At 31.7% G+C, this 14,252-nt stretch carries 10 protein-coding genes; 2 read left to right on the top strand and 8 right to left on the bottom strand.

The features are described from left to right. Window positions 1–126 precede the first annotated feature (126 nt). Entirely contained in the window at window positions 127–891 is a 765-nt protein-coding gene (locus tag HW119_RS07455; protein WP_177762743.1) for a DUF3050 domain-containing protein, read from the bottom strand. A gap of 226 nt (window positions 892–1,117) precedes the next feature. Between HW119_RS07455 and HW119_RS07460 the strand changes: the two genes are divergently transcribed. Continuing rightward, complete coding sequence (locus tag HW119_RS07460) at window positions 1,118–1,432, top strand: hypothetical protein (RefSeq protein WP_177762746.1); 315 nt, start codon at window positions 1,118–1,120, stop codon at window positions 1,430–1,432. A 68-nt stretch (window positions 1,433–1,500) separates the two neighbouring features. Here HW119_RS07460 and HW119_RS07465 read toward each other — a convergent pair whose 3' ends face one another. Next, window positions 1,501–2,679, bottom strand: a complete 1,179-nt coding sequence (locus HW119_RS07465) for an acyl-CoA dehydrogenase family protein (RefSeq protein ID WP_177762749.1) — start codon at window positions 2,677–2,679, stop codon at window positions 1,501–1,503. Window positions 2,680–2,835: 156 nt separating this feature from the next. Between HW119_RS07465 and HW119_RS07470 the strand changes: the two genes are divergently transcribed. Then, a complete protein-coding gene (locus HW119_RS07470) occupies window positions 2,836–3,780 on the top strand; it encodes a hypothetical protein (protein ID WP_177762752.1) in 945 nt (314 codons plus the stop codon). 42 nt (window positions 3,781–3,822) lie between these two features. Here HW119_RS07470 and HW119_RS07475 read toward each other — a convergent pair whose 3' ends face one another. The 6 genes from HW119_RS07475 to HW119_RS16740 form a co-directional block, all read right to left on the bottom strand. Then, on the bottom strand, window positions 3,823–4,719 hold the full coding sequence (locus tag HW119_RS07475) for a T9SS-dependent choice-of-anchor J family protein (RefSeq protein WP_177762755.1): 897 nt from the start codon (window positions 4,717–4,719) through the stop codon (window positions 3,823–3,825). 85 nt (window positions 4,720–4,804) lie between these two features. Continuing rightward, window positions 4,805–5,761, bottom strand: coding sequence for a methylenetetrahydrofolate reductase [NAD(P)H] (metF, locus tag HW119_RS07480; RefSeq protein WP_177762758.1), 957 nt, complete (start codon window positions 5,759–5,761; stop codon window positions 4,805–4,807). Between the two features lie 120 nt (window positions 5,762–5,881). Beyond that, window positions 5,882–9,577, bottom strand: a complete 3,696-nt coding sequence (gene metH / locus HW119_RS07485) for a methionine synthase (RefSeq protein WP_177762761.1) — start codon at window positions 9,575–9,577, stop codon at window positions 5,882–5,884. Further along, window positions 9,567–10,751: a trans-sulfuration enzyme family protein gene (locus tag HW119_RS07490; RefSeq protein ID WP_177762764.1), complete on the bottom strand. Its 1,185-nt coding sequence runs from the start codon at window positions 10,749–10,751 to the stop codon at window positions 9,567–9,569. Before HW119_RS07490 ends, metH begins: the two co-directional genes overlap by 11 nt. A gap of 19 nt (window positions 10,752–10,770) precedes the next feature. Then, window positions 10,771–13,176 carry a bifunctional aspartate kinase/homoserine dehydrogenase I gene (gene thrA, locus HW119_RS07495; RefSeq protein WP_255498065.1) on the bottom strand — a complete coding sequence of 802 codons (2,406 nt, stop codon included), beginning with the start codon at window positions 13,174–13,176 and terminating at the stop codon, window positions 10,771–10,773. A gap of 6 nt (window positions 13,177–13,182) precedes the next feature. Continuing rightward, a complete protein-coding gene (locus HW119_RS16740) occupies window positions 13,183–14,127 on the bottom strand; it encodes an alpha/beta fold hydrolase (RefSeq protein WP_255498066.1) in 945 nt (314 codons plus the stop codon). Window positions 14,128–14,252: the final 125 nt, after the last annotated feature.

Below are 14,252 nucleotides of genomic sequence, written 5' to 3' on the forward strand. Positions count from 1 at the left end.
TTAAATCAAAAAGATTAAGTTTATGAAAGTATTATGATTTAGAATTGTTTTAGATTTTTTATTGGATTTATTTTATTTTTACAGAAAAAAAAACGAATTGCGAAAATGCAATTCGTTTTTTGTTTTTTACCCGATTTGTTCTTCAATAGCATTCCAAAGTAAATACCTTTTTTCAAGAGCTTCTTTTGAAACAGCTAAAACTTCATTCCATTTTTGTTGGTCATTCTCACATAAATAAGCAATCATTTTAAAAGCCATTGGACCGTGTTCGTCTGCGTCAAGTTCTATATGTCTTTCAAAATAGTAAATCAATTTATTTAGGTCAGTTTCTGGAAAGTTAATCTGAAAATTTTTTAATATTTCAGTAAACATATCCGGAATTAAATCTTCACGTCCAAAAGTAAAAGCGGCAGCAATTTCATGTGTTTTACCTCGTTGAATAACATCAAAACTAAAGTTTAAAAACGATTTGATATTCGGATGTAATTCACTTTTTTCAATAACTTCGAAAATTGAATTTCCATTTCTAACATCATTAATAAAATTAAGAACAGTTCTAGTATTTGCATTCGAATCTTTCATTGCGTCAAGGTACATTTCAAAATGACTCAATCGGCTTCCATCTATTGCAAGGTCAGATTCTTCTGCTAAAACAATCTCATTAATTAAATATCTTGTTTCTGGATTTTCACTTGCAAACCAAGGAGTTGTTGTACAAGTTAATTTTTGTTGAAGCGCTTTTAAAAGCGACATAAAATCCCAAACCGCATAAACATGTCCTTCAAGGAATTTTTGTAAATCTTCAATTTTTTGGATTTTTTTATATAACGAATGATTCAATAATTTATTTCGTTCTACTTTTATTTGTTCGTTGACTTTCTGAATATTCATTTGATTTATTGTTTAATCAAATGTAATATTTTGATTTTTGTTTACTGTACGAAATTGATATATTAAGTTTATAATTGATATTCTTTTTGTGTTTTGTTGATATGTCGATTTATTATTTGTTAAAAAGTTTTTTTTACTGAATTTAATTTAAAATATATAAATTAAGTTTGTGGAAATGATTATTTAATTACATTTGACAGATTTTTTTAAAGAACAAAAAATGAAAATGTTGCTTAAATATATGAAATGGGCTTTATACTTATTGACTGTTTTATTTATCGGATATTTTATAGCGTTATTAAGTAACGAAGAATTTGCTTCATTATTGAATGATAAATATGATTACTATATTTATCTACAACTGATTCATGTTTTCTTGTCCTTAAGTGTTTTATTTGTGATTTGGTCTAATGACCTTTATGATAAATGGCAGAAAATTGATCAAACCTTAATTGTTGTTTTCTTTTCGGTAATCGGTTTGTGGATATGGTTTCTGAAATTTTATCCGAAGTTTTTAAAATTTGAAAAAGATAACGATTAATTTTTTTTTATAAAAAAAAATCCTGAAATACTTATTATTTCAGGATTTTATATTTTTGTATATATTGATTATTTAAAGGCAGGGAAACCAGTAACGTCCATTCCTGTAATCAATAAGTGAATGTCGTGAGTTCCTTCGTAAGTAACTACAGATTCTAAATTCATCATATGACGCATGATTGAATATTCACCTGTAATTCCCATTCCACCTAACATTTGACGTGCATCACGTGCAATTGTTAAAGCCATGTCCACATTATTACGCTTAGCCATAGAAATTTGAGCAGTTGTAGCCTTACCTTCGTTACGTAAAACTCCTAAACGCCAAGTTAATAATTGCGCTTTCGTGATTTCAGTAATCATTTCAGCTAATTTTTTCTGTTGTAATTGTGTTGCTCCAATTGGTTTGTCAAATTGAACACGTTCTTTAGAATAACGTAAAGCTGTATCATAACAATCCATTGCAGCTCCGATTGCTCCCCAAGCAATTCCGTAACGTGCAGAATCTAAACATCCAAGCGGTGCACCTAATCCAGATTTATTTGGTAATAAATTCTCTTTAGGAACTTTTACATTATCAAAAATTAATTCTCCAGTAGCAGATGCTCTTAATGACCATTTGTTGTGTGTTTCTGGAGTTGTAAAACCTTCCATTCCGCGTTCAACAATTAAACCATGAATTCTTCCTTCTTCATTTTTAGCCCAAACAACAGCAATATCAGCAAAAGGTGCATTCGAAATCCACATTTTAGCTCCGTTTAATAAATAATGGTCACCCATATCTTTAAAATTCGTAACCATTCCACCTGGGTTTGATCCGTAATCTGGTTCAGTTAAACCAAAACATCCAATCATTTCTCCAGTTGCTAATTTCGGAAGATATTTCATGCGTTGTTCTTCGTTTCCGTATTTCCAAATAGGATACATTACTAAAGATGATTGTACAGATGAAGTAGAACGAACGCCAGAATCACCACGCTCAATTTCTTGCATGATTAATCCATAAGAAATTTGGTCTAAACCAGCTCCGCCGTATTCAACAGGAATATAAGGTCCAAAACCACCAATTTCTCCTAAACCTTTTACAATTTGTTTTGGGAATTCAGCTCTTTGAGCGTATTCTTCGATAATCGGAGAAACTTCTTTCTTAACCCAAGCTCTTGCTGAGTCACGTACTAATTTATGTTCTTCTGTAAGTAAATCGTCTAATAAGTAATAATCTGGTGCCTGAAATAAATCCGGTTTCATAAAAATAAATTAATTAGTTGAACTACAAAAATACTTATAATTAGCAGAAATACAATTTTTATTTGTTAGAAGTGTATTTTTTATGAATAATTTATTTTTTCATAAAAACATTGTGTATTAAATGATTATTTTTGAATTTTAAAAAAAACTAATTTTATGAAAAACACATATTTATTATTGATATTATCTTTTGCGTTGTATTCTTGTGAAAGTGAAGTGGAAGATGATACTCAAAAAAAAGAAGTGAAATTTGCGTTTGAGTCACTTGATCAAACTTATTACAATAATGCTTCTGCTGTTTTAACGCAACCTAACTCAAATGTTCGTTTAGATTCAATTGTTTATTTTCGATATTATCGATTTAATCCAGAAATCAATTCGTCTTATGAACGTGAGAAAGTTGGTGTAAATCAACGAGCTGTTTATGGAGTACCACTACCTGAAGATACCAATCGTAGAACAGAAGTCTATAAATACAACAATAAACAACAATTGACCCATATTTTTAGTTATATTAATTTCGAATACAAAACTAAAGATCTTACCAAGCGTGGAGAAATTGAATATATTAATTATTTTAATTACGATAACAAAGCTAATTTAGTTGAAAAAGGCTATCAAGAATTAGATGACACAGGTACAATGATCAAAATGAATGATTATGTTTATGACCAATCTAATCGTTTAATAGAAGTGATAAATTCTGGTAATACGAAGTTTAAAATTAATGAGTTAGGTGATCAGATAAAGATTGAGTTTTTTTTAAATGATGAAATAGATGTAACTGAGACACTTGGCTTAGATGTTTTTAAAAATATTAAAAACAGGCGTTTACAATATAAGATGGAGCAAGATATTACTTTTGAATACAAGTATCCTAAAAATATATTTAATCCATTTGTAAATTTGTTTCCTAGTAATTTTTATCCCTTCTTGAATTTGAGTTTAGATTTAGGAGGATATCAGCATTTTTCAACAGGTGGACAAAATCCGTTCTACGAATTGATTCAAGTTAATAGACTAGGATTTCCAGAGGTTGTTCAAAACGGAAGTTACGATGATGGTTACCGAACATATTATTACTATTCGACTTATAATTAAAAAAAAAAGGTCAAGTTTACAACTTGACCTTTTATATTTGTTTTATTTTTTAATGAATTTAGAAGTTCCTTTACCTTCGTTAGTTTTTACTTCTATTAAGTAAGTTCCTGTAGATAAATCAGAAACATTAATTTTTGTATCGTTTTTGAATGTTTTTACTTTTCTTCCTGTAAGGTCGAAAATTGAAATATCATTTAATTCTAAACCATTTGTTGCTGTGATGTTCAATTCATCAGATGTTGGGTTAGGATAGATGGTAAAGTTTTCTTTAAAGAACTCTTCGTTAGAAGCAGTCGGTGTTGTTGTAACTTTGAAATCATCAATCGCAAGTCCAAATTGATCTTGAGATACACAGTTGATACCAATATAAACAGGTTGGTTGTTGTATGATGCATCTAAAGTATAAGTATATTCTACCCATTGAGCTGTTGAAGGATTTGCGACAAATGCTCCTGGAGAAATGATTGTAAAGTTACCTGGCGCAGTACCTGTAGTTGAAATACCTACTTTAAAACGCTCGTTTCCAAACTCAGCATCGCAAGATTTAGCCCAAAATGATACAACGTTTCCTTGAGCACCTAAAGTAATTTGAGGAGAAATCAACCAATCATTATTCCAAGGTGCAGAAGTTGCTGCAAAACAAACCATTGATTTATCACCTGTTCTAGCTGACCAATTTGATGTTGCAGTGGACGTTAAAGCAGGTGTTGTAGCATTAGAGTTAAAAACTATAAATGCCATAGGTGCTTGTGCATTTAAGAAAGTAGCGCCGTTAAATCCATAGGTTGCTTTTAAATCTACATCTGTTAAAGTCCAGTTGCCAACATTTGCAATAGCAAAATTTGTGTAAGTTTCAAAGCTGTCTTCAAAAATAACAGCTTGTGCATTAGCCGTAAGGATTGAACCTAAAAGCATAGCTGAAAGTAATAGTTTTTTCATATTATTTAATTTTTGTAGTTTGTGGTTAAATTAATATAATTTATTTAGATAAAAAAATGTTATTCATAAATTATTTCGTAAGTTTTTAAAAAACTTCTTGCGCGATTGCTTTAATCGAATCTGATTTGCTCATAGAATAATAATGCACCACCGGAAATCCGGCAGCAATTAATTTCTTACTTTGGTTAATGCACCATTCAATTCCCAATTGTTTCACCGCAGCGTTATCTTTTGCTTTTATGGTTTCAATTACCAAATCATCGGGTAAGTCAACATGGAAACGGTGTGGAATTAAATTCAATTGATTTTTCGTGGCTAAAGGTTTCAATCCAGGAATAATCGGAACTGTAATTCCTGCGGTTCTGCATCTTTCTACAAAATCAAAAAATTTCGAATTATCAAAAAACATTTGAGTTACTATATAATCTGCACCGCAATCTATTTTATGTTTCAAGAAATTTAAATCAGTTTCAAAGTTCGGAGCTTCCATATGTTTTTCAGGATAAGCTGCCACACCAACGCTAAAATTGGTTCGGTGCGAATTTTCCAAATCTTCATCTAAATAAATTCCGTTATTTAAATCATTAATTTGCGAAACCAATTCCGATGCATATTTATGCCCATTTTTTTCAGGTTTAAAATACATTTCGCTTTTTACCGCATCGCCACGAAGTGCCACTACATTGTCAATTCCAAGAAAATCCAAATCAATTAAAAAATTCTCGGTATCTTCTTTTGTAAATCCGCCACATAGAATATGTGGAACCGCATCAACTTGAAATTTATTCTGAATGGCTGAACAAATTCCAACTGTTCCTGGGCGTTTTCGAACCACTTTTTTCTCAAGTAATCCATCTCGAACTTCTTTGTATTCATATTCTTCCCGATGATACGTTACATCAATAAACGGTGGATTAAATTCCATTAACGGTTCAATCGTATTAAAAATACATTGAATATTTTGTCCTTTCAACGGCGGTAAAATCTCAAACGAAAACAAAGCCTTTCCGTTCGCATTTTTAATATGTTCAGTAACTTTCATTTTAATTTCATTTTGGGCGTTTCCCTTTGGGTCGGGCTTTTCGTTACAAGCTTTTGTTTCACAAAAGGCTTTGCACTTCAATCCCTAACGCAAGTTTTAATCACAATTAGTTTTCAATTTTCATTCGTTGATATTTGGTTGCAACCATTTGGTAGCTTTTTCAACAGAAATATTTCTGCGTTTTGCAAAATCTGAAACTTGGTCTGACTTAATTTTTCCAACACCAAAATACTTAGCATTTTCATTCGCAAAATAATATCCAGAAACGGATGAAGCCGGCCACATAGCTAAACTTTCGGTTAATGAAACACCAATTTCATTTTCTATATTTAAAACATTCCAAATGGTTTCTTTTTCTAAATGGTCTGGACAAGCCGGATATCCTGGTGCCGGACGAATGCCTTTGTACGATTCGCTTATTAAATCATCGTTAGATAAAGTTTCGTTTGCAGCATAACCCCAAATTTCTTTTCGAACTTTTTCGTGTAAAAATTCTGCAAAAGCTTCGGCTAATCTGTCCGCTAAAGCTTTAACCATTATCGAGTTATAATCATCATTGGCAATTTCAAATTCTTTTGCTTTTTCTTCAACTCCAAAACCTGTAGTTACACAGAACAATCCGATATAATCTTGAATTTGAGTTGCTTTCGGAGCAATAAAATCAGCTAAAGCTATATTTGGAACCTTTCCTGATTTTTGTGCTTGTTGACGTAAGGTTAATAATTGATATTTTTGGTTTTCGTCAATCAACTCAATATCATCATCGTTAATTTGATTGGCAGGAAAAATGCCGATAATTCCTTTGGCAGTAAACCACCTTTCTGAAATTATCTGAGCCAACATTTCTTGGGCATCGTTAAATAAATTGGTAGCTTCTTTGCCAACAACGGTGTCGTTTAAAATTGCTGGATATTTCCCGAATAATTGCCACGACCTAAAAAATGGAGTCCAATCGATATACGGAACTAAATCTGCTAATTCAACTTCTATTTTTTTCTTACCTAAAAAATTTGGCTTTTGAATTTGTTGCGTTTTCCAATCTATTTTAAATTTGTTTTTTCGAGCTTCATCAATTGATAAGAAATTTTTATCTCTTGCTCTAGATAAAAAGTCGTCTCGTAATTTGTTGTATTCATTACGAATTTCTTCTTTATAAATCTTCTTTTTTTCGGGTTGCAATAAATCGTTAATTACGGTTACAGCTCGTGAAGCATCGTTTACGTGAACCACAGTTTCTGAATATTCTGGAGCGATTTTTACAGCCGTATGTGCTCTTGAAGTTGTTGCTCCACCAATCATAATCGGGATTTTACTTCCAACCTTTTCTAGTTCTTTGGTTAAATAAACCATTTCATCTAACGAAGGTGTGATTAAACCACTAAGGCCAATAATATCAACCTTTTCTTTTATAGCAGTTTCAATGATTTTTTCGGGTTGAACCATCACGCCTAAATCTATAATCTCAAAATTATTACAAGCTAAAACTACCGAAACGATGTTTTTTCCAATATCATGAACATCACCGCGGACAGTTGCCATTAATACTTTTGGAGCCGAACCTTTATCTGAAGTTGATGGATTTTGCTTCTTTGATTCTTCAATAAACGGAAGAAGATATGCAACAGCTTTTTTCATAACACGTGCTGATTTTACAACTTGAGGTAAAAACATTTTTCCTGAACCGAATAAATCGCCAACAATGTTCATTCCGTTCATTAAATAGGTTTCAATTACTTCAATGGGTTTTGAAACGAGTAAACGAGCCTCTTCAACATCTTGTTCAATAAATTGGTCAATCCCTTTTACTAAAGCATGATTAATTCTTTCTTGAACGATATTATTTCGCCATTCTAAAACTTTAACTTCTGTTATTTTAGCATCGCTTTTTAAATTTTCTGCATAGTCTAATAAACGTTCGGTAGCATCATCACGTTTGTTTAGTAAAACATCTTCTACATAAATCAAAAGTTCCGAATCAATTTCGTCATAAATTTCAAGTAGTTCAGGGTTTACAATTCCCATATTCATTCCATGTTGAATTGCATGATATAAAAAAGCAGCATGCATGGCTTCGCGAACTTTGTTGTTGCCACGAAATGAAAAAGAAACGTTGCTAACTCCGCCTGAAACGTTTGCAAAAGGTAAATTTTCTCTAATCCATTTTGTCGCTAAGAAAAAGTCTAATGCATTGTTGTTGTGTTCTGCCATTCCGGTTGCTACCGGAAATATATTTGGATCGAAAATAATATCTTGTGCAGGAAATTTTACGTCGTTGACTAAAATGTCATATGAACGTTTGCAAATGTTAATTCTACGTTGTAACGTGTCGGCTTGACCGATTTCATCAAAAGCCATCACCACAACCGCGGCACCGTAACGTTTTATTAATTTGGCATGATTGATAAAGTTTTCTTTTCCTTCTTTTAAACTGATGGAGTTTACAATTCCTTTTCCTTGAATGGTTTGTAAACCCGCTTCGATGATTTCCCATTTTGAACTATCAATCATAATCGGAACTCGAGCAATATCTGGTTCAGCAGCAATTAAATTCAGAAAATGAACCATTGCTTTTTTACCATCTAACATGCCTTCATCCATATTGATGTCGATAATTTGCGCTCCATTTTCTACCTGATTGCGTGCAATTTCTAAAGCTTCGTTATATTTTTCTTCTTTAATTAATCTAAGAAATTTACGTGAACCTGTTACGTTGGTACGTTCGCCAATATTTATGAAATTAGAATTCTGAGTTACGAAAAGTGGTTCTAATCCAGAAAGAGCTAAAATTTTTGGTTGTTCTTTTTCATTATGATTATTTCTTTCGATTTGAATTTGCTCCACCGCTTCAGAAATAAGTTGAATATGCTTTGGAGTAGTTCCGCAGCATCCGCCAATAATCTGAACTAAATCTTCTTTTAAATAATCACGAATCAATTGCTGCATTTCTTCGGCCGTTTGGTCGTATTCACCAAAAGCATTGGGCAAACCTGCATTTGGATGCGCCGAAATATTTACCGATGTATGTAAAGCCAATTGTTTTAAATAAGGTTTTAATTGCTCGGCACCTAACGCACAATTAAATCCAATGCTCAAAAGCGGAATGTGGGAAATGGAAATCAAAAAGGCATCAACTGTTTGTCCGGAAAGTGTTCTTCCGGATGCATCGGTAATGGTTCCCGAAACCATTATTGGAATTTCAATATTTCGTTCTTCACGAACTTCATCAATCGCAAATAATGCCGATTTTGCATTTAAGGTATCAAAAATGGTTTCTACTAAAAGTAAATCGCAACCACCATCAATTAAAGCTTCAACTTGTTGTTTGTAAGCTACGCGAAGTTCTTCAAAAGTAATTGCTCGGTATCCAGGATTATTTACATCTGGTGACATGGATGCTGTTCGGTTTGTTGGACCAATTGAACCAGCTACAAATCTTGGTTTATTTGGTGTGATTGAAATAAATTCATCACATACTTCACGAGCTATTTTAGCCGATTGAAAATTTAAATCGTACACATAATCTTGTAAATGATAATCAGCCATTCCGATGGATGTCGAAGAAAACGTATTGGTTTCAATAATATCGGCTCCGGCTTGTAAATATTTTCGATGAACTTCTTTAACAGCTTGTGGTTGCGTAATCGAAAGCAAATCATTATTTCCTTTTAATGGATATTCGAAATCTGCGAATTGTGTTCCACGGAAATCTGCCTCAGAAAATTTGTATTCTTGAAGCATGGTTCCCATGGCGCCATCTAAAACGAGCGTTCGAGTTTTAATGATTTCTTGAATATTTGGTTTTGGATTAGTTTTCATTTCCTAAAGCTTGATTGATTTCTGAATAAATATCTTCTAGGTTTTCTAACCCAATTGAAATTCGGATTAAACCTTCGGTTAAATTAGCTGCTTTTAATTCTTCTGAATTTAATTTACTGTGCGTTGAAGAAGCTGGATGTGTGACTATGGTTCTGGTATCGCCAAGGTTTGCAGAAACAGAGAAAAGTTTGATGGCATCGATAAATTTCTTACCTGCTTCTTTATCGCCTTTTAGTTCAAAAGCAATGATGTTTCCACCGAATTTCATTTGTTTTTTTGCGATTTCGTATTGTGGGTGTGATTTTAAGAAAGGATATTTTACCGATGCAACCGCAGGATGATTTTCTAAGAATTCAGCAACTTTTAATGCGTTTTCTGAATGTTTTTCAACTCGAAGAGCTAAGGTTTCTAAACTTTTAGATAAAACCCAAGCATTAAACGGAGATAGGGAAGAACCTGTGTTTCTTGAGAATAAATATATCTCACGAATTAAATCTTTTCTTCCAACTGCAATTCCACCTAAAACACGTCCTTGACCATCGATTAATTTAGTAGTTGAATGTACCACAACATCAGCGCCGAATGTAATTGGTTTTTGAATGATTGGTGTTGCAAACGTATTGTCGATTACTAAAATTAGATTGTGTTTTTTAGCAATATTTCCTAAAAGTTCTAAATCTAAAATTTCAACTCCTGGATTTGTTGGTGTTTCTGCAAATAAGATTTTTGTATTTGCATTTATTTTTGATTCGATAGTTTCTGGTTCATTACAATTAAAATAAGATGTGGTAATATTCCATTTAGGAAAATATTTGGTAAACAAGGTATGTGTTGAACCAAAAATACTACTTGCCGAAACGATGTGGTCGTCTGCATTTAAGAGAGCAGCTAAAACATTATAAACAGCTGCCATTCCGGTAGCAAAAGCTAAGCCGTCTTCGGCGCGTTCTAATTTTACTATTTTTTCAACAAGTTCTGTAGTGTTAGGATTGCTGAATCTGCTGTAAATATTTCGGTCTTTTTCTTCGGAAAATGAACTTCTCATGTCTTCTGAATCTTCAAATACAAAGCTCGATGTTAAATATAATGGTGTAGAATGTTCTAGAAATTGCGATCGTTCTGTTTGTGTTCTGATTGCGATAGTTTCGTCGTTGAAATTTTCTTCTGTTTTCATTTGTATAGATTTTAGTTGATTATTTTTTTTCTGCTAATCTTAAAATATCTCCAAAAACACCACGTGCAGTAACATTTGCACCGGCTCCGGCACCTTGAATAATAATTGGATTTTCACCGTATGATTCGGTATAGATTTCAAAAAATGAATCGGAACCTTTTAATTGTCCTAAAGCTGTATTTGCAGGAATGCTGATTAATTTGGTTTCTAAAACACCTTTGTTTTGATGTAAATCACCTGATAATTCACCAACGTAACGAAGTACATGATTGGCTTGTTGCGAATCTTTAATGGTTTGGAAATGTTCGTTTAATTGAGTTAAATTTTCTAAAAACTCAGTTACTTCTAAATGCTGAAAAGCTTTTGGTATTAAATTTTCTACTTTTATTTCGTCAAATTCATTTTCCAAATCTAATTCACGAGCTAAGATTAAAAGTTTTCGTGCAACATCATTTCCAGATAAATCTTCTCTTGGGTCAGGTTCAGTAAATCCTTTTGATATGGTTTCGTTTAAAACGTCACTAAAATTTTTATTTTCATCTGAGAAATGATTGAATAAATAACTTAAGGTTCCTGAAAAAACACCTTTTATTTTGGTAATGTTTTCACCCGAAAGATGTAATAATTTTATGGTGTCAATTAGTGGTAAACCTGCACCAACATTAGTTTCGTATAAATAATCTTTATGATTTGTTTCAAGAGTTTTTCTTAGCTTTTTATAAAAATCGAATGAAACCGTGTTTGCAATTTTATTTGATGAAACTAAATCAAATCCATTTTCAGCAAGTGTGATGTAATTTTCTATGAACTTTTGTGAAGCCGTATTATCAATAGCAATTAAGTTTTCTAAATGATGATTTTTCGCGAACTCAATAACTTCGTTTATTTGATACGAAATGCTTTTCTCAGCAATTTCTTGTTTCCAATTATCAGAAATGCCATTTTTATTTAAGATGATTTTCTTTGAATTTCCGATAGCAAAAATATTCAGTTTGATGTTTTTTCTCGATTCAATGTTTTTTGCCGATTCAATGATTTGATTAATTAAAGTTCCGCCAACTAATCCGTGACCAAAAATGGCTAAATTTATTTTTTTAGAAATTCCGAAAATTTGTCCGTGAATAACATTTAAAGCCTTTTTAGTTTCGGTTTTATTTACCACAATACTTACATTTTTACCGGTTATCGTATTATTAAATAAAATAGGAATGATGTTATTTTGAATTAGTGCGTTGTATGGTTTATGGAAAGTACTTAAATCTTGCCCGATGATTGAAATTACTGCAATATCATTGTTAATTGAAATTCGGTTTACATCTTTTGTGTAAAAATCTCTTTCAAATTCTTTTTCTAACGCAATCACAGCTTGCGTTGCTTTATTTTTTTCGACAATAAATCCAATTCCTCTTTCTGATGAACCTTGAGAAATTACGCTTACGCTGATATTGTTTTCAGAAAGAGCATTGAAAATTCGTGCATCGATACCAACTTTTCCAAGCAAACCTCTACCTTCAAAATTTATTAAAGCTACATCAGATAAAACAGATAATGATTTAATTCCGTTTGGAGTCGGTTTTGCTGAAATTAATGTTCCGTTTTCGTTCGGTTTAAAAGTATTTTTTATTCGCAACGGAATATTTTTTTCTAATAACGGAATAATCGTTTTTGCATGTAAAATCGAAGCTCCGAAATTTGCAAGTTCATTTGCTTCATTAAAATTTAATTCTTCAATTTTTTGAGCATCTTTGACCCAATCTGGATTTGCTGTGAAAATTCCATCAACATGTGTAAAGTTCTGTAATTCTTCAGCTTCTAAATAATTAGCTAGTAAAGCGGCAGAATAATTACTTCCGTTTCTCCCTAAAGTTGTGGTTTCGTTATTTTGTGTAGCTGCAATGAAACCTGTAACTATAGCAACCGTTTGAGTTGGAATGTTTTTAAAATAAGCCTGTGTTTTATTTTTTGAAAGATGTTCGATTGGTTGCGCATTTCCAAAATTATCATCAGTTACAAATAAATCTCGACTGTCTACAAAAACACTTTTTTGATTTTGTGTATTCAGCGTTTCTGCTACAATTTTAGCCGAAATAATTTCGCCTTGAGCCAAAACATTATCTTTAATTTTTAAAGAATAATCTCCTAATAAATTCACGCCCTCAAAGATTTTTTCTAAATCTGAAAATTCTTTCGATAAATCGATTATTTTATGTTGAGGTTCATTTTTAAAATCTTTAAATTCAGATTTATAGTTTTTTGTTTCTTTTGCTAATTCTAATATTTTTTCTAACTTATTTGTTGTTTCATCAATTGCCGAAACAACAATTGCTAATTTTTTTTCTTGTGCGTTCGATTTAATAATTTCGATAACGTTATTAAATGCCCCGTAATATGCTAATGACTTTCCGCCGAATTTTAATATTTTCATATAAGTTCAATTAAAGTGGTTTTGTAAAAAATTTGACAATTGTTCGTATTCAATTAAAAAAGCATCGTGTCCGTGAATTGAATTTATAACGTGATACTCGTTTTTATTTCCGTTGTTTTTTATGAGTTTGTATGTTGTGCGTTGTTCTTTTTCAGTAAACATATAATCAGAATCAATCGAAATCATCACAATATTTGTTGATGTTGTTTTTACAAATTCTTTAAAATCACTTACAGATGTTTCACTTCCAATGGTTTTCAATAAATGATTCATGAGTTTGTAAGCTTTAAGTTGAAACCGATTGTTTAATGATTTACCATGATAATCTAACCAGTTTTCAACTTCGTATTTTTGCTCTTTTTCATTAAATTTATTTTCAAATTTTTGATTGATTGATTCTGGTGTTCGATACAAAAGCATGGCATGTTTTCTGGCACCTTCAATCGGATTTAAAGAATGATTTAGAATGGCTTCCTGAATATAAACATTGCCAATCAACCAATCCGAAGCTTTATTTGTGCAAGCAATTGGAATTAGTTTTTCAATTCGTTGTGGTTGTTGAATTGCCATTTCCCAAGCAATAGAGCCGCCTAAACTACCTCCGATTATCGCAAATAAGTTTTTTATTTTTAGTAAATTTATTCCATCCCAAAAAAGTTTTGCAATTTTATTCGTAGTTTGATTTTGATAATCTTCAATCAAATTACTCGTAATTCCATCATATCCATTTCCTGGAATATTAAAAGCTAGAACGCAAAATTTATTTGTATCTATGGTTTTATTCGGTCCTATTAAATTTTTCCACCAACCATTTTCGCCTGTAATTTTACTGTTTCCTGTTAATGCGTGATTGACCAAAACTATCGGAGCAGAATTTATTTCCTGACCAAAAACTTCATAGAATATTTCAATGTCTTTTTTTTGATTATTTCTGACTGTAATCTTTTTCATAGCAATTTGTCTAAATAAAAAAAGTCCCTTGAGTAAATTACCCAAGGGACTTTTTTATAAGTATATAAATTAAGTTCAAGTATGGGCGTAAAGATTCGAATGCATCATTTGCATCATCATCATAG

This window comes from Flavobacterium sp. I3-2, assembly GCF_013389595.1.
Taxonomy (GTDB): domain Bacteria; phylum Bacteroidota; class Bacteroidia; order Flavobacteriales; family Flavobacteriaceae; genus Flavobacterium.

What these genes read in the sequence shown, in the direction of transcription:
- HW119_RS07465 (WP_177762749.1), bottom strand. Translation starts at nt 2,679, where the DNA reads ATGAAACCGGATTTATTTCAGGCACCAGATTATTACTTATTAGACGAT.
- HW119_RS16740 (WP_255498066.1), bottom strand. Translation starts at nt 14,127, where the DNA reads ATGAAAAAGATTACAGTCAGAAATAATCAAAAAAAAGACATTGAAATA.
- thrA (WP_255498065.1), bottom strand. Translation starts at nt 13,176, where the DNA reads ATGAAAATATTAAAATTCGGCGGAAAGTCATTAGCATATTACGGGGCA.
- HW119_RS07455 (WP_177762743.1), bottom strand. Translation starts at nt 891, where the DNA reads ATGAATATTCAGAAAGTCAACGAACAAATAAAAGTAGAACGAAATAAA.
- HW119_RS07460 (WP_177762746.1), top strand. Translation starts at nt 1,118, where the DNA reads ATGTTGCTTAAATATATGAAATGGGCTTTATACTTATTGACTGTTTTA.
- metF (WP_177762758.1), bottom strand. Translation starts at nt 5,761, where the DNA reads ATGAAAGTTACTGAACATATTAAAAATGCGAACGGAAAGGCTTTGTTT.
- HW119_RS07490 (WP_177762764.1), bottom strand. Translation starts at nt 10,751, where the DNA reads ATGAAAACAGAAGAAAATTTCAACGACGAAACTATCGCAATCAGAACA.
- HW119_RS07475 (WP_177762755.1), bottom strand. Translation starts at nt 4,719, where the DNA reads ATGAAAAAACTATTACTTTCAGCTATGCTTTTAGGTTCAATCCTTACG.
- metH (WP_177762761.1), bottom strand. Translation starts at nt 9,577, where the DNA reads ATGAAAACTAATCCAAAACCAAATATTCAAGAAATCATTAAAACTCGA.
- HW119_RS07470 (WP_177762752.1), top strand. Translation starts at nt 2,836, where the DNA reads ATGAAAAACACATATTTATTATTGATATTATCTTTTGCGTTGTATTCT.